This is a genomic window from Chryseobacterium lactis, assembly GCF_003815875.1.
GTDB lineage: Bacteria > Bacteroidota > Bacteroidia > Flavobacteriales > Weeksellaceae > Chryseobacterium > Chryseobacterium lactis.
Genome location: NZ_CP033924.1, coordinates 5,479,249 through 5,495,108 on the forward strand (window position 1 = coordinate 5,479,249; position 15,860 = coordinate 5,495,108).

The window sequence follows — 15,860 nt, forward strand, 5'->3', positions numbered from 1 at the left end:
GATTATAAATTATAAAAATGAATAGCATTTTCTTCAAGAATCTGTTGTTGCTCCTCTCTGCTCAATTGCTGTATATATTCTTTTACAAGTTGCAGCCACTCAGAATAGTTTGTATTCAAAAGCATAACGGGCCAGTCACTTCCAAACAGAATTCTCGAGGTTCCAAAATATGTGAATACAATATCCAGATAAGGCTCCAGCATTTCTTTTGTCCATTTTCCCTTTGCCGCTTCAGTCACCAATCCGGAAAGTTTACAATGTACATTCTCTGACCGTGCTAAAGCGATAATATTTTTCTTCCATGTTTCAATCTCCAGATTTTTTATATCAGGTTTTCCCATATGGTCCAAAATCAGCTTCTGATCCTGAACTTGTCTTACAAACTGAATCACTTCTTCCATCTGAGAATGGTAGATTAAAATATCATACGTATATCCATAAGCCTGAAGTTTTCTGATATTACCCACAAATTGAGGTTGGGAAAGAAAACCTTTCGGCTCAGCCTGAACAATATGACGCCAGCCTTTTATTACAGGATATTCTTTAAATTTCTGCAATTGATCTTCAAAATCATGGCTCAGAAAATCTATCCAGCCCACAACTCCTTTGATCTTTGGATATTTTTCTGCCAATTTCAGTAGAAATCGGGTCTCTTCCAAGCTTTGATCTGCCTGAACTGCGACAATTCCATGAATATGATGATCCACCAGTATTCCATCAATATCTGATGGCAAAAAATCCTGCCGGATTGCGGTCATGCTGTCATCGATCCAGGAATCCCGAACCTTATCATATTTCCAGAAATGTACGTGAGCATCAATCATTTTTTATAGATTAAAAATTTTATCCATGGTAATCCATTTCTCTCCCGGTTGAGAATGTGGTAATGCCTGCTGATATTTCCACATTAATGTTTCCCATTCCTGAACTTTTGCGTTGGATTTATCTGCTTTTACCTTACTTTCAAAAGAGAAATTATCTTCCACTTCCATGATCATAAAAAGACGGTTTCCGGTACGGTATATTTCCATATTCAAAATTCCTGAAGCCTTTATACTGTCAAGAATTTCCGGCCATACTTTCTGATGATATTCTTCATATTCGCGGATCAGATGTTCATCATCTTTAAGGTCCAAAGCCAGCACATATCTTTTCATTAAGAATAAGATTTAATGTTTTGCTTACTTGTTCCCAGCCCCTCAATACCTAGTTCTACCACATCACCAGGTTGTAAATACCACGCTTTAGGTTTCTGCCCCATTCCTACTCCGGCCGGAGTACCGGTTGAAATAACATCTCCCGGCAATAAAGTCATAAACTGGCTGATATAGCTGACGATATAAGCTACATCAAAAATAAAGTTGGAAGTATTCCCGTTTTGCATTAAAGTACCATTCACTTTCAACCAAAGCTTCAAATTGTTGACATTCTCTATCTCATCTTTTGTAGCAATGAAAGGCCCTATCGGAGCAAAAGTATCGGCACTTTTCCCTTTCACCCACTGTCCGTTTCTTTCAATCTGAAAAGCTCTTTCACTATAATCATTGTGCAAAGCATAACCTGCAATATGATCAAAAGCATCCTCTGGTTCTACATAGCTGGCTTTTTTGCCAATGATGATCGCCAGTTCCACTTCCCAATCGGTTTTTGTACTGTTTTTAGGAATAATTACATCATCATCAGGGCCTACAATTGCTGAAGTAGCTTTAAAAAACAAAATTGGCTCAGAAGGAATCGGCATATTGGTTTCTGCAGCATGATCTTTATAATTGAGTCCTACACATACAATCTTCGATGGTCTTGCCAATGGCGCTCCTAATCTCACATCTTTATTAATTTCCTGAAGATTTCCTTCCGCAATTTTTTGTTTCAATTCTTCAATCGCATTACCGGAAAAAAACTGCTCATCGTATTCATTAACCAAATGAGAGACATCATAGTATTTTTCGCCTATGATGACTCCCGGTTTTTCCTGACCTTCTGCTCCGTATCTTATTAGTTTCATATCAATTATATAAGTTTATTTTTTCTACTTAATTTAATTATTCAAAGTCGTAAAACCTCCATCGATCGGATAATCGCATCCCGTTATAAAAGACGCCTCATCACTGCATAAATATAACGCTAATGCAGCAATTTCCTTCGGATAGGCCATTCTTCCTATGGGTTGTGTTTTAGAAAGGTTCTGAAACATCTCTTCCACATTATCCGGATAGTTTTTTTGTAAAAATCCATCTACAAAAGGCGTATGAACCCTTGCCGGAGAAATAGAATTACAGCGGATATTTTCATGGATATAGTCTCTGGCCACGCTCATTGTCATTGCTTTCACAGCTCCTTTCGCGGTACTGTAGGCAAATCTGTCGGGGATTCCCACCAAAGCAGCGATAGAAGCCAGGTTTAGCACTACTCCATTCCCGGATTTTTTAAGATGTGGAATGGCAGCGTGCAAACAATTGTATACTCCTTTTATATTAACAGAAATTATTTTGTCAAAATCTTCTTCTGAAGTGGTATCAGCTTTTCCCACATGGGCAATACCGGCATTATTTACCAGAATATGAAGCGCTCCGATTTCCGTAAACACCTTTTTTACCTGCTGATGATCAGAAACATCAGAGGCATGAACAAAGGCTTTTCCTCCTTGATTTTCTATGCTTGATAAAACCTCAGCTCCATTCATTTCATTGAGTTCCAGAATATGAACTTCAGCACCCTGCTCAGCAAACAGTTCGGAAATGGCTTTTCCGATTCCACTACCGCCTCCGGTAATGACTGCCTTTTTATTTTTTAATGAAAACATCATATCTTTTTTAAAATTATAAACTCACTCCTTTTTTCCATGGAATAAAATCATCCTGATTTAATAATACTGCCTTCGGTATCGCTCTTCCACTTGCGACTTCGATGCAATAGTTTAATATATCCTCGCCCATTTCGGCAATTGTTTTTTCTCCCTCTATGATCGGCCCTGTATCAATATCAATAATATCAGCCATTCTTACAGCCAACGCTGAATTGGTTGCCACTTTTATAGTCGGACAAACGGGATTTCCTGTTGGCGTACCCAATCCTGTTGTAAATAATATCAAGGTAGCTCCTGCAGCAGCTTTTCCTGTTGTTGCTTCTACATCATTTCCCGGCGTACATACCAGATTGAGTCCAGACTGAGTTGCTTTCTCCGTATAATCAAGAACATCCGTAACCGGTGAAAGACCTCCTTTTCTGGCTGCTCCAACAGATTTTATAGCATCTGTAATCAATCCGTCTTTAATATTTCCGGGGGAAGGATTCATATAAAAACCTGAACCTGCTTGATGAGCCAGAGCATCATATTCTGTCATCAACCGAATAAATTTCTCTGCGATTTCCCTACTTACTGACCTGTCAATCATTTCCTGTTCGGCACCGCAAAGTTCCGGGAACTCAGCCAGCAAAACTTTTCCGCCAAGGCTTACCAGTAAATCGGCAGTATATCCCACCGCCGGATTCGCAGAAATCCCGCTAAATCCGTCACTTCCACCACATTTTACTCCCAAAACAAGTTTCTCTAGTCCTGCAGGTTTTCGTTCCATCTTATTTATTTCAATCAATCCGATAAAAGTATCATGAATAGCTTGTTTGATTAAAGTCTCTTCACTTTGTGCTGTCTGTTGTTCAAATACGAACAAGGGTTTATCAAAATCAGGATTTCTTTCCTGTAAATCTTTTTTTAAATTCTCCACCTGAAGATGCTGGCAACCCAGACTTAGAACGGTAACTCCGGCCACATTCGGATGATCGGCATAAGCCGCTAACAGTTTACTCAATAGAGCAGAGTCCTGTCTTGTTCCTCCACAACCTCCGCTATGATTTAAAAATTTAATTCCATCAATATTTTTAAAAACCCTTTCCTTAGGTTCTATCACCGGGGCTAATGAAATATTCCCCAAATCCTCTCCTTTTTGAAAAGCTCCCAGTAAATGGTGGGTATATTCTTTATATTTATCACCTACAGCATAGCCTAATTCGTTGTGTAAGGCTTCTTTAATAATATCCAGGTTTCGGTTTTCACAAAAAACAGCAGGGATAAAAAGCCAGTAATTGGCAGTTCCTACTTCCCCGTTGCTTCGATAATACCCGTCGAATGTTCTGCCTTTAAATTGAGAAATATCAGGAGCTGTCCAATGATAGTCTTTGGCTCTGTACGCATAAGGTTCTGCTGCATGTTTTGTATTTCCCACACTCATTCGTTCGCCTTTTTTCACCTCAAATTCTGTCTTTCCCACCAAAATGCCATACATCAATACATCGCTTCCCTTTGGAAGATTCTCGATGAAGAATTTATGTTTGGCCGGAATATTTTCCATCACTTCATAGTGTTGTCCTTCAAACCGGATTTTTTCTCCAATTTGAATATCCTGCAATGCCACCAGGACATTATCTTTTGGGTTGATTTTTAAAACTTTATTTTTCATAGTCTTTTTACAATATGATCAACCGGTTTCCAGCCGTACATTCCGAATACAAATACAACTATAAAGCATATGAATGGTACAATATAACCGTATTGTATATTTTGGGTAACGTCTGAAATATATCCCAATCCAAGTGGTAAAATGGCTCCGCCCACAATAGACATCACGATGAGTGAAGAAGCCATTTTAGTATCTTTTCCCAAACCGGCAATTCCCAGAGAAAAAATAGTCGGAAACATCACAGACATAAAAAAAGCAACTCCTATTAATGCATAGATCGTAATGGTTCCGGTTCCGAATATGGCAACTAAAGTCAATACCATGCTTAGAACAGCGTATATCATCAATAATTTATTGGGTTTTATATACTTCATTAAAAAGGTTCCGGCGAAACGTCCTACCATAAAGGCTAAGCCCGCCAATCCGGAATAAAAGGCAGCATTTTTTTCTGTAATTCCTGCAGAGACAACAATAAAACGGATAAAAAAACTGAGTACGCAGACCTGAGCACCTACATAAAAGAACTGAGCAACAACAGCCCACCTCAGATGTTTATGTTTCCAAGCATCAGAAATTTTGGTAGGATTTCCTTCATCTTCATGTTTTATATCCGGTAGTTTGGTAAAAACAAATAGCAACATAACCACCACGATGATTATTCCCAAAATCAGGTAAGGCCCCTTCACACTGGCAGATTCATGGGTAATATACATTTCCAGATCCTGTGGAGAAAGTGCTTTGATCTGTGCATCCGTAAGGGATTGCCCGGTAAGAATATATTTTCCACCTATAATCGGGGCAATAAAAGCGGCAAGCCCATTGAAAGATTGTGAGAAATTAAGTCTGCGGGTGGCTGTTTCTGCCGGTCCTAATATCGTTACGTAAGGATTAGCAGCCGTTTCCAGGAATGCGAGTCCGCAAGCGATTATAAAAAGTGCTCCCAAAAAGAAAATATACATTCTTGTATTGGCTGCAGGAATGAAAAGGAAAGCACCCAATGCAAACAGGCACAATCCGAATATAATTCCACTTTTGTAGCCATATTTTCGCATCATATTTCCGGCAGGAATTGCCATCAGAAAATAGGCAATAAATATGGAAAAATCTACAAGGGAAGATTCCAGATCGGTTAATTGAAATGCTTTTCTCAGATGAGGAATCAGCACAGGATCCAAATTATGGACAAAGCCCCAAAAAAAGAAAAGGCTGGTCACCAGTATCAATGGAAAAAGATAACTTTTCCTTTCTGATGAAACGGACGTGGATTGTTCCGGTGGTATATTTTGCATAGTTTGATAGGTTATATCCTCTTCATTATCTCAGTCTACATATGTTGTTTTAAGTTAAGTTATTTTAGAATAAATAAATGATGACTTCTTGCTCCATGAGCCCCAATGACTAATGATTGTTCAATATCAGCTGTTTTAGACGGACCGGAAATAAAAAGAGAAAACCCGTCTTCAACCTTTGTTATTTTATAGGCATCATGTAGTAAGGGAACTATTGAATCTGCTTTCAGCATTACAAATAAGTGCTGTGTAATAAAGGGCAAAACCCGATACTTCATTTGATTTTCCGTAATCCAGACTGCCGCGTTTTCTGCTACGCCTATACTTCCTTCTATCACGGCGACATCTACACTTTCCAACTTATGAGGATCATTGATGTATTGATCTTCCAGTTCTTCATTTTCATCTTCAAATCCTTTAATATTAAAAATGATTCTTTCGTCAGAGGCAATATTTTCAGTGATATAATTAATAATCTCCTTTTCATCTTCTATTAATGTTACTTGTGAACCATTGCTTTGAGCTGCTGCCACAAAGGTTTCTAGCAGGTTCTCGGCTGTGGAAATAAATGAAAAATCAGTTGGCAGTTCATTTTCTGCCGGTTTTGCTTTTTTTATTTTAGTTAAAATATCTTCCCTACTTCCCATCGCTTATATTTTTTTGATACCATTCTTTAAAACTTTCCTTTGGCATTTCCGGCATTTCTCTATGCTTATACCACGGATTTATTTTATTTTTCAATAAAAATGGGGTGTAACGATAGCCCCATTTTACTGTTCGTTTAAACTTTTCATATTTTTTTATATTGCTTAAAGATCTCGCCATCATTTTCATAGAAAACCCTTTTATTGATTCTCCTGACCCTGATGCAATAATTTCCTGTCTTAATTCATACAATTGATTATGCAGATCGATTTTTACAGGACAGACATTGGTACAGGAACCACACAAGGTAGAAGCAAAAGGCAGATCTTTGTAGTCTTCCCTATTCCGTATTGGATTTAAAATTGATCCGATAGGACCGGCAACCGCTGTATGATAGCTATGTCCGCCGCTTCGTCTATATACTGGACAGGTATTGAAACAGGCTCCGCATCGAATACATTTCAAGGAATTTCTGAACTTTTCCTTACCCAAATGTTCTGATCTTCCGTTATCCACAATAATAATATGCATATCCTGCCCGGCACGCGGTTTCCTAAAGTGACTGGAATAAGTCGTAATAGACTGTCCGGTACCACTTCTGGCAAGCAGACGAAGAAAAATGCCTAAATGTTCACGCTTCGGAATTATTTTCTCCAATCCCATACAGGCAATATGTACGTTAGCCAGATGAGTTCCCATATCTGCGTTTCCTTCATTGGTGCAGACTACAAATTCTCCTGTTTCTGCCACGGCAAAATTAATCCCTGTTAAAGCTGCCTGACTTTGTAAAAACTTCTTTCTCAAATCCTGTCTTGCGATTTCAGTCAGCTGTTGAGGATCGGAAAGTCCTTCCGGTGCGTTGAGGTGCTTATGAAAAATTTCTCCAATCTCTTCTTTCTTTTTGTGAATGCAGGGTAAAACGACGTGACTCGGCGGTTCTTTAGCCAACTGAACAATCCTTTCTCCGAGATCAGTATCGGTTACTTCAATTCCATTTTTTTCCAGATATTCATTCAGATGGCATTCTTCCGTCAGCATGGATTTGCTCTTTACCATGTATTTTACCTGGTGATCTTTTAAAATAGAAAGGACAATTTCGTTGTGCTCTTCGGCATCTTTAGCCCAATGTATCTGAATACCATTCGCTAAGGCATTTTTCTCAAATTCCATTAAATAGGTATCCAGATTGGAAAGAACGTTGAGTTTTATTTTTGACGCGATTTCCCTCAATTTTTCCCAATCAGGCACCTGATGACTTTGCTTGTCTCTTTTCTCACGAACAAACCACAAGGTTTTATTATGCCAGTCGACCCGATTTTCATCGAGATTAAACTGTTCGGCTAAAGAGGCATGGTTTCTCATTGCTCAGCGTTTTGGGTATTCAGAATTTCTGCGATGTGAATGACTTTTACATGGCTCTTTTCTCTGTTGGCAATGCCCTCCAGGTGCATCAGACAAGACATATCACATGCTGTAATATATTCTGCTCCGTTTTTCTCATGATCTGCTAACCGGTCTTTTCCCATTTTTGAGGAAACGGTTTCTTCGGTAACACAAAAAGTTCCGCCAAAGCCACAACATTCGTCCTTTTTATCCAGCTTAACCCATTCAATCCCTTCAACTTGTTGTAATAATTGTTCCGGCTTTGAAAAATAAGGAGCTGTCAATTCGCTCATGCCAGAAAGGTGCAAACCTCTTTGGCCATGGCAACTTTGATGAAATCCTACCTTATGAGGAAAGGATGCTTTCAGGTTTTCTACCTTTACAACATCCGTTAAAAACTCGGTCAGTTCATAGATATTGTTTTGAATATGCAGTGCCTGATTTTTTTCAAGATCACTTTCACCTTTCAGATGTTCTTTTATATGCAGGACACAACTTCCTGAAGGAGCAACAATCTTATCAAATTCTTTGAATTGTTGAATAAAGTTCTTATTGGTTCCACAAGCCAGATATTCATACCCCGAATTAGCCATAGGTTGTCCGCAACATGTTTGTCCCATCGGATAGACGATATCGACTTTGAGCCTTTTTAACAAAGTATAAGTCGCTATTCCTACCTGAGGATACAGTACATCTATATAACATGGTATAAATAAGCCTACTTTCATATCAATTCAATAAAAATTTAAATAAATATTTATATTTTATTCATCCAAATTAGACTTTCTGCTGAGAATAAAATTCCATCATTTTATCCAATGATTAAGTTATTTTATCCAAAAAAGTTATATTTTTATGTTTCATCTGATGAAATAGCTAAGTATTGAAACCGCAGTTTCTGAAAATATCGTCCCATACTTTACATTCTTTCAATGCTAGAAAGGACGTGATGCCTGATGTGAATAATAAATGGCATTATCATATGGTGCTGGAACTTATTTATTTCCGGAAAGGTTCGGGAACACAGTATGTAGGAAACACGATTGAACGGTTCAGAGAAGGTGATGTAGCCTTGATTGGAAAAAATTTGCCCCATTACTGGCAGTTTGACCCGAAATATTTTGAAAACAACAAGAGAAATAAGGTTGAAGTCTTTGTGATCCATTTCGATGAAAATTTCTGTGGTGAAGAGTTTTTAAAGCTACCTGAGAATCACGAGTTGAAAAAGATGCTTCTTGCAAGTTCAAGGGGACTACAAATCAAAGGAGAAACCCGCGAAAAGCTGGTACAACTCATCCCTGAGATCATTAACAATACCGGAACTCTCAAAATTATTAAATTACTGGAGGCTTTATCTTTCATCAGCACTTCATTGGATTGTGATTTTCTGGCTTCATCTCATTTCAAATGTCATTTTAATGAAGATGAAAAACAGCGGATTCAGGAAATTTACAATTATACATTATCACGGTATACGGAAAAGATTACTCTGGAAGAAATTGCAAGAATTGCCAGTCTTAATCCCAATTCCTTTTGTAAATTTTTTAAATCTAAAACCGGGAAAACCTATACTCAATTTGTCAATGAAATACGGATCGGAGATGCCTGTCAAAAATTAATTGAAGATCAAATGTCAGTCAAAGAAATCTGTTTTGCCAGTGGCTTCAACAATTTTACCAGCTTTCATGAATGTTTTAAAACCATTACCGGCAAAAGTCCTTTAAAGTACCAGCAATTGTATAGAAAGTAAAATAAAAGACACTCATTTCAAGTAATAGAAACTCTTTTATAAATGTTATTATAGTATGAAAACACTCTTATTACTTATCTGTTTCTTTATATCATTCGCCGATATTTCAGCCCAAAACAACGGGACATTTTTTGAAACTTCAGATCATGTGAGAATACAATATAAAATCTCGGGAAAAGGAGAAGCTTGTATTTATGTTCCGGGAGGTCCGGGGCAAGGATATCCATCTTTTGAACTTATGGGAGGCAGTAGCCTGGAAAAGAATCTTAAGATGATTTACATGGATCAGCGTGGCTCAGGAACTTCCGGCACTTCTGGGAATTATCATCTGGATAAAATGGTTCAGGATATTGAAGAATTGAGGCTTCATCTGAAATTAAAAAAAGTATTCTTACTGGCACATTCCTTTGGAGGTATTATTGCGGTCGGTTATGCGAAAAAATATCCGCAGCATACGAAAGGGTTAATCCTTACCAATATTACTCTTCACTTCCTGAATAATGAGTCTCTCCAAGAACAGATTGAATACGGAAATAGCCTTCTGCAACAACCTAACAAAAACATTCCTAAAGACAGCCTTTCTTCTGAGCTCTCAAAAATCAGCAGCGCATTGAGAAAAAAAAGAATTGGCTATAAATTTCTTACCGATGATATTGAAACGATAAAACAAACTGATAAAATAGATTCTCTTCACCCAAGGATCATCGACTTCGGCATGGCCGTCATTTCCAGACCTAAAGAATTTCCGGAATATTATACCGATTATGCTCCGGCAACAAAGGATATTCATGTTCCGGTGTTAATCATCACCGGAAAAAAGGATAAAGCTGTGGGAACTCAACATTATAAAACATTTCAGTTTCCTGATCAAAAAGTGGTTTCCATTGATGGTGGACATCTTTTATATTATGAGAAAAATAGGGAGTTTGTGGAAGCTGTGAGGCGTTTTACTTCCGGAATAAGGTAATTGAATTATTTTTAAGGTTCGGCGCGGCCTCCGGCCGCGCCGAACCTTAAAAATAAAGAACCCGCGCCCTTCGGGCGCGGGTTCTTTTTATATAAAATTCTGTAAATTAGAATTTAAGATCTCCATTCACTTCTCTTACTGCGTTAGCAGCTTCAGCGAATTTCAATTGCTCTTCAGCAGTAAGTGTTACGTTTACGATTTTCTCTACTCCGTTGGCTCCAATGATTGCTGGAACTCCTAAGCAGATATCGTTTTGACCGTATTCTCCTTCAAGCATCAAAGAACAAGGAATCATTTTCTTTTGGTCGCATGCAATTGCCTGAACCATTACAGAAACAGCTGCACCTGGTGCATACCATGCAGAAGTTCCTAATAATTTAGTAAGGGTTGCTCCTCCTACTTTAGTTTCTTCAATTACATATTTTTGTTGCTCTTCATCAAGGAATTCAGTTACAGGAACCCCGTTTCTTGTTGCTTTGCTTAATAATGGAAGCATTCCTGTATCACTGTGAGCAGCAATTACCATTCCGTCAACATCAGAAATTGGAGATTCCAATGCTTCAGCCAATCTGTATTTGAATCTTGCAGAGTCTAATGCACCACCCATTCCGATGATTTTGTGCTTAGGAAGACCTGAAGTTTTGTGTACTAAATAAGCCATAGTATCCATAGGGTTAGAAACCACGATGATGATTACTTCCGGAGAATGTTTTACTAAGTTTTCAGTAACTTCTTTTACGATACCTGCGTTGATACCGATTAATTCTTCTCTTGTCATTCCAGGTTTTCTAGGAATACCTGAAGTGATTACTGCTACATGAGAACCTGCAGTTTTGCTGTAATCTCCTGTTGTTCCGGTAATTTTTGTATCAAACCCGTTAAGAGATGCAGTTTGCATCAAATCCATTGCTTTACCTTCAGCAAACCCTTCTTTAATATCTACCAAAACTACTTCTGAACAGAAGTTCTTCATCGCGATGTATTCTGCACAGCTTGCTCCTACAGCGCCTGCACCTACTACAGTTACTTTCATATTGTTACTTTTTAAAATTATTTTTTGTTAGTTAAGTTTAAATTTGAAACTCTCCAAATTTAACAATTCCTGAAAAAATGCGCAATTTTTCAGGAATTTAATTAGAATTAAAATAAATTAGTTGACGTTCAGTAAAAACGTATAAAGTTTTTTAGCTCCGGAAAGCACCTCATTATAGTTTTCTTCAGCGACTTCAGTATCCAGAACCTCTTTAAAATTCTTCCACATTGGCCCCGTATTCTCCCGGTAACATCCGAAGAAATTAAAAGTCACCTCATCAAAACCTTCTGTTTTTGAAAGCTGCTTGGCGATGACATTTCCTCCCAACGTTGAACCTTCGATCACATACATTGCTCCCAAGGCTTCATGTTCGTTATCAAACTCAAGATGATGATCAGCAGTCTGATTTTCCAAAGAAAGACTTTTAAGATCCTTTTCAATCAGCGAAAGTTTCTTTCTCTCATCAAGCTGGAGCTTTTCCGCATACTTATCAGAAAGACTGTTGAAGATTTTATCTTCACTGTGAAGCAGCATCAGATAATTGGTATGAATGATTTTCTTATAATCCTCTAAAGTGAAGGTTTTATTAAAAATTTTTTCAGAATTAAAAAGCTTTTCAGCTGCATCGTGATAGTCTGCCGTATTTTGTTTAAGATATTCTGATACCATAATAACGTTTTAAAAGTTTCTCAAATGTAAGGCTTTTTGAACGTTAAAATGAAAGAAGTACCGTCTTTATTACTCTCATAATCCACGTTTCCACCTATTCTTTTCATAATCCGATGGACGATAGATAAGCCTATTCCGTTTCCTTTAAACTTTTTTGCATTATCCATTCTGTTGAAAATCTTAAACATTTTATGTTTTTCTTCCTCAGGAATACCAATTCCGTTGTCTGAAATTTTATAAATAATAGTCTGTCCATCTTCCGTTCCTTCAATCTGTACTTTAGGCTGATCTTTGTGGGAAGAATATTTTACTGCATTATTGATAATATTTAAAAATACCTGATGAAGCATGGTCTTATCTGCCAGTACATCCGGGCAGTCTTTGATAATAATTTGACTATTCGGACTTCCATAAGTCATTTTTGCATTATCAGAAATCTTTTGAATTGTTTGGGCCGTCTTAAGGCTTTCAAGCTGCAGATCACTGTGTTTGGCACGGCTGAGCTGCAAAACATCCTGCATCATTTCAGCCATATTGTCAATTTCCTCAATGATCGTATTGATCTTGGTTTTGCTTTTGTCTGAGCCATCCGTAAGATTTCCCAAAAGCATTTGAGCATTCAGCTTCATAACCGTTAAAGGCGTACCCAGATCATGAGATATCGTATATGAAAAACTATCAAGCTCTTCGTTCACTTTTTTAAGCTCATCATTAAGCCTCTTGATTGCATTATAATTTTTATGGGATGTTTCTAAAATCAGGTCTCTGATAGCCTGTACAGCGCTACTGTTTCTGGAATTCCATCTTTTAGAATGTCCTTTAATATTTTCTGTAAAAATTCTGAAAGACGTTCTTGGAGATACCATCTGTTTATTTTCCCCATTTTGAGAAAATACACCAATCTTTTTTTCAGGATTTCCTGCCCAGTTGATATGCTCATCAAATTCTTTTCTGAACCAGATCAACAATTCGTTCTTCTCTCTTTCAATAAAATAGATGACGATTCCTGCTGCATTGTCAGACAATCCCAACTCTTTCCCATACTCTTTAAGAAAGCTCCGGTTGATATAAATGCGATCCTGGGTATGCTCTAACGCCCATTCTGCAATTTTATGAATACAATCAAAAGTTGGAGTAATTCCTTCCGTCACAATATTTTCATCGGAAATAATAGCAAGACCATCTGCTTCCGGTAAAATTCTGATTTCAGTTTTGTTATCAATCAGAGAATCAAATAAATTGTTGTGTTTCAAAAATTCCGTTTTCAACTGAGATATTTTTTCATTCAGTTCCAGACGGTAATTTAATTCACTTTTGGATTTAAATGAAGAATAGGCATTAGCAGCCAGAGTTGTAAAAATCCCGGCCTGCACCCGGTCTTCAAGGTCAATATGTTTGGGTTCTATATTCTGGCAAGTGACTAATCCCCACAAATGATCATCAATAATAATGGAGACACTGAAACTAGAAGAAACACCAAAATTTTTGAGATACTGTCCATGAACAGGCGACATTCCTCTTGAACCGGAAAAAGTAAGATTAATTGTTTTTTCTTTTTTGCTTAAAATCGGAACCGTCTCAGCATATACATTGCTGAATATCCTTTTTCTTTTTTTAAGATAAAGCTCACGAGCCTGTTTAGGAATATCGGACTCAGGATAATGGAGACCCAAAAAGCTTTCCATATCCTCATTCTTCCTTTCCGCAATCACTTTTCCGGATCCATCCATCATAAATTTATAAACCATCATCCGGTCATAGCTCACAACCCTTGAAAGGGTTTCCAACAGATGATTCCAGAGTTCTTTTTCATTATCTATGATGTAAAAATTATCATATTTATTGGAGATTCGTTTATCGGGATTGACCAAAACTTCTTCAAATTCCAGAAAAATTGAAGTTCCATTTTTAAAAACAGAAAAATGATACTCTTTTCCTTCAATAAAAATTTTATCAAAGTAGGTCTCATTGTCTCGTCTGGTAAACCGGTCTAAAGAGGTATAGATATCAGAATCAATAATACTTTGAAAGCTTTCAGGAAAATCACTAAGCTTCCTGTCGAAAAGTTTTTCTGCACTATCGATTTTAAAAATATCCGAAATATTCCTGCTGAAAAAAGTAATGGAACGGGATTCCGCATCAATGCCAATCAAATAACCAAAACTTTGTATATACCCGGGAATATGGATGGGCTCTTCATGGCATTCTACAAAATTCATATTTATCTTCAGTCTATCAATCAAATATACCGCTTTTTTGAACAGCTTCCTATTTTGTGGTATTTTAATTATTGAATGGCTTTTAAGACAGATTGAGCGATGTTTTACCAAAAATGAAAACCAAAAAAATTAAAGCATTCATGTTTTTTACCGCTTTTTGATAGCATTTATCTAAAATATACGAAAAAAAATCCAATAATTATGTTTTTCATCATTTAACCATGATTCATAACATGATTTACATATTATTAATCCGAATAATGGTATTCTTTAAACAAATTTTGTTAAATTTATATCACCAAATAATGAATATGAAGACAAATACATTGAATTATTCACAATAAATTCAATATAAATTTTAAATTCAAATAATACTATTATGAAAAAGTTCCCATTAATTTTATTTTCTTTGATGCTCTCCGTAGGATTATGGAATCCATCGGAAGCCTGTACAAGAGTCGTCTACAAAGGTCCTCAAAACACCGTGATCACCGCCCGATCTATGGACTGGCGTGATGAAATCCCCGCCAACTTATGGGTTTTCCCAAAAGGAATTGACCGTACGGGACAAACCGGGCCGAAATCTGTAAAATGGACCTCTAAATACGGTAGCCTCATTAGTTCTTCATGGGACATCGCTTCAGCAGATGGAATGAACGAAAAAGGATTGGTTGCCAACCTGCTGTGGCTTGGAGAATCTCAATATCCGAAATTCGATCCTAAAGGAGGTAAAAAGGGACTTGCCATCTCATTATGGGCACAGTATTTTCTTGATAATTTTGCAACCGTAAAAGAAGCGGTAGAATTTTCCCGAAAAGAACCGTTTGTTGTTGTAAGCGATTATATTCCGGGAACAGAAAGATTTACAACCGTTCACCTTTCCATTTCTGATGCATCAGGAGACAACGCCGTATTTGAATATATCAACGGTAAACTGGTCATTCACCACGATCCGTCTTATACCGTAATGACCAATTCTCCTATTTTCGAAGAACAATTGGCCCTTAACAACTACTGGAAAGGAATTCCGGGAACGGTAATGCTTCCGGGAACCAACCGTGCAGCAGACCGGTTCGTAAGAGCTTCCTACTATATTAATTCCATTCCTCAAACGGCAGATACCCGCACAGCTGTAGCCAGTGTATTCAGTGTCATCAGAAACTGCTCTGTCCCTTATGGAATTACCTCAGCTACAGAACCCAATATTTCTTCTACAAGATGGCGCTCTGTTTCAGATCAAAAAAACCTTGTATATTATTTCGAAACAGTATTTACCCCAAATACTTTTTGGGTTGACCTTAAGGATTTCGATTTAAGTTCTAAAGGAAAAGTAATGAAACTGGACCTGAGCAACAATCATACTTATAATGGTAAATCGAACGCAGATTTTAAAGAATCCGCACCGTTTACATTCTTAGGATTAAAATAAATATTTACCACAAAAGATG

The 15,860-nt window shown here is 37.3% G+C and carries 15 protein-coding genes; 3 read left to right on the forward strand and 12 right to left on the reverse strand.

Annotation, left to right across the window (positions count from 1 at the left end; translation table 11 throughout):
• Window positions 1-2: 2 nt before the first annotated feature.
• The 9 genes from EG342_RS24435 to EG342_RS24475 are packed head-to-tail and all read right to left on the reverse strand — an operon-like array spanning window position 3 to window position 8,502.
• A complete protein-coding gene (locus EG342_RS24435) occupies window positions 3-824 on the reverse strand; it encodes an amidohydrolase family protein (protein ID WP_103293265.1) in 822 nt (273 codons plus the stop codon).
• A gap of 3 nt (window positions 825-827) precedes the next feature.
• A complete protein-coding gene (locus EG342_RS24440) occupies window positions 828-1,157 on the reverse strand; it encodes an L-rhamnose mutarotase (protein WP_103293266.1) in 330 nt (109 codons plus the stop codon).
• Entirely contained in the window at window positions 1,157-2,005 is an 849-nt protein-coding gene (locus tag EG342_RS24445; RefSeq protein WP_103293267.1) for a fumarylacetoacetate hydrolase family protein, read from the reverse strand. Before EG342_RS24445 ends, EG342_RS24440 begins: the two co-directional genes overlap by 1 nt.
• Window positions 2,006-2,038: 33 nt before the next feature.
• Window positions 2,039-2,803, reverse strand: coding sequence for an SDR family NAD(P)-dependent oxidoreductase (locus EG342_RS24450; protein ID WP_103293268.1), 765 nt, complete (start codon window positions 2,801-2,803; stop codon window positions 2,039-2,041).
• 16 nt (window positions 2,804-2,819) lie between these two features.
• Entirely contained in the window at window positions 2,820-4,457 is a 1,638-nt protein-coding gene (locus EG342_RS24455; RefSeq protein WP_103293269.1) for a UxaA family hydrolase, read from the reverse strand.
• Entirely contained in the window at window positions 4,454-5,746 is a 1,293-nt protein-coding gene (fucP, locus tag EG342_RS24460) for an L-fucose:H+ symporter permease (protein ID WP_103293270.1), read from the reverse strand. Before fucP ends, EG342_RS24455 begins: the two co-directional genes overlap by 4 nt.
• 59 nt (window positions 5,747-5,805) lie before the next feature.
• Window positions 5,806-6,393, reverse strand: coding sequence for a LutC/YkgG family protein (locus EG342_RS24465; RefSeq protein WP_103293271.1), 588 nt, complete (start codon window positions 6,391-6,393; stop codon window positions 5,806-5,808).
• The gene (locus tag EG342_RS24470; protein ID WP_103293272.1) at window positions 6,383-7,753 is read right to left on the reverse strand and encodes a lactate utilization protein B; all 1,371 of its coding nucleotides are present in this window, start codon (window positions 7,751-7,753) and stop codon (window positions 6,383-6,385) included. The genes EG342_RS24465 and EG342_RS24470 overlap by 11 nt, the downstream gene beginning before the upstream one ends.
• Window positions 7,750-8,502, reverse strand: a complete 753-nt coding sequence (locus EG342_RS24475) for a (Fe-S)-binding protein (RefSeq protein ID WP_103293273.1) — start codon at window positions 8,500-8,502, stop codon at window positions 7,750-7,752. The genes EG342_RS24470 and EG342_RS24475 overlap by 4 nt, the downstream gene beginning before the upstream one ends.
• Before the next feature lie 155 nt (window positions 8,503-8,657).
• On the opposite strand from EG342_RS24475, the gene EG342_RS24480 reads away from it, so the two are divergent.
• Both EG342_RS24480 and EG342_RS24485 read left to right on the forward strand, forming a co-directional pair.
• Window positions 8,658-9,524 carry an AraC family transcriptional regulator gene (locus tag EG342_RS24480; protein WP_103293274.1) on the forward strand — a complete coding sequence of 289 codons (867 nt, stop codon included), beginning with the start codon at window positions 8,658-8,660 and terminating at the stop codon, window positions 9,522-9,524.
• Window positions 9,525-9,579: 55 nt separating this feature from the next.
• The gene (locus tag EG342_RS24485) at window positions 9,580-10,491 is read left to right on the forward strand and encodes an alpha/beta fold hydrolase (RefSeq protein ID WP_103293275.1); all 912 of its coding nucleotides are present in this window, start codon (window positions 9,580-9,582) and stop codon (window positions 10,489-10,491) included.
• Between the two features lie 106 nt (window positions 10,492-10,597).
• Here the strand turns inward: EG342_RS24485 and EG342_RS24490 are convergent, their stop codons facing one another.
• From EG342_RS24490 to EG342_RS24500, 3 genes are all read right to left on the reverse strand, one after another.
• Window positions 10,598-11,524 carry a malate dehydrogenase gene (locus EG342_RS24490; protein ID WP_103293761.1) on the reverse strand — a complete coding sequence of 309 codons (927 nt, stop codon included), beginning with the start codon at window positions 11,522-11,524 and terminating at the stop codon, window positions 10,598-10,600.
• A gap of 117 nt (window positions 11,525-11,641) precedes the next feature.
• The gene (locus tag EG342_RS24495; RefSeq protein WP_103293762.1) at window positions 11,642-12,193 is read right to left on the reverse strand and encodes a biliverdin-producing heme oxygenase; all 552 of its coding nucleotides are present in this window, start codon (window positions 12,191-12,193) and stop codon (window positions 11,642-11,644) included.
• A gap of 20 nt (window positions 12,194-12,213) precedes the next feature.
• On the reverse strand, window positions 12,214-14,412 hold the full coding sequence (locus EG342_RS24500) for an ATP-binding protein (RefSeq protein ID WP_103293763.1): 2,199 nt from the start codon (window positions 14,410-14,412) through the stop codon (window positions 12,214-12,216).
• Window positions 14,413-14,791: 379 nt separating this feature from the next.
• On the opposite strand from EG342_RS24500, the gene EG342_RS24505 reads away from it, so the two are divergent.
• Window positions 14,792-15,841 carry a linear amide C-N hydrolase gene (locus EG342_RS24505; protein WP_103293764.1) on the forward strand — a complete coding sequence of 350 codons (1,050 nt, stop codon included), beginning with the start codon at window positions 14,792-14,794 and terminating at the stop codon, window positions 15,839-15,841.
• Window positions 15,842-15,860 lie beyond the last annotated feature (19 nt).

Excerpts from the sequence above, each read along its gene's own strand:
- EG342_RS24435 (WP_103293265.1), bottom strand. The coding sequence starts at position 824 with ATGATTGATGCTCACGTACATTTCTGGAAATATGATAAGGTTCGGGAT.
- EG342_RS24440 (WP_103293266.1), bottom strand. The coding sequence starts at position 1,157 with ATGAAAAGATATGTGCTGGCTTTGGACCTTAAAGATGATGAACATCTG.
- EG342_RS24445 (WP_103293267.1), bottom strand. The coding sequence starts at position 2,005 with ATGAAACTAATAAGATACGGAGCAGAAGGTCAGGAAAAACCGGGAGTC.
- EG342_RS24450 (WP_103293268.1), bottom strand. The coding sequence starts at position 2,803 with ATGTTTTCATTAAAAAATAAAAAGGCAGTCATTACCGGAGGCGGTAGT.
- EG342_RS24455 (WP_103293269.1), bottom strand. The coding sequence starts at position 4,457 with ATGAAAAATAAAGTTTTAAAAATCAACCCAAAAGATAATGTCCTGGTG.
- fucP (WP_103293270.1), bottom strand. The coding sequence starts at position 5,746 with ATGCAAAATATACCACCGGAACAATCCACGTCCGTTTCATCAGAAAGG.
- EG342_RS24465 (WP_103293271.1), bottom strand. The coding sequence starts at position 6,393 with ATGGGAAGTAGGGAAGATATTTTAACTAAAATAAAAAAAGCAAAACCG.
- EG342_RS24470 (WP_103293272.1), bottom strand. The coding sequence starts at position 7,753 with ATGAGAAACCATGCCTCTTTAGCCGAACAGTTTAATCTCGATGAAAAT.
- EG342_RS24475 (WP_103293273.1), bottom strand. The coding sequence starts at position 8,502 with ATGAAAGTAGGCTTATTTATACCATGTTATATAGATGTACTGTATCCT.
- EG342_RS24485 (WP_103293275.1), top strand. The coding sequence starts at position 9,580 with ATGAAAACACTCTTATTACTTATCTGTTTCTTTATATCATTCGCCGAT.
- EG342_RS24490 (WP_103293761.1), bottom strand. The coding sequence starts at position 11,524 with ATGAAAGTAACTGTAGTAGGTGCAGGCGCTGTAGGAGCAAGCTGTGCA.
- EG342_RS24495 (WP_103293762.1), bottom strand. The coding sequence starts at position 12,193 with ATGGTATCAGAATATCTTAAACAAAATACGGCAGACTATCACGATGCA.
- EG342_RS24500 (WP_103293763.1), bottom strand. The coding sequence starts at position 14,412 with ATGAATTTTGTAGAATGCCATGAAGAGCCCATCCATATTCCCGGGTAT.
- EG342_RS24505 (WP_103293764.1), top strand. The coding sequence starts at position 14,792 with ATGAAAAAGTTCCCATTAATTTTATTTTCTTTGATGCTCTCCGTAGGA.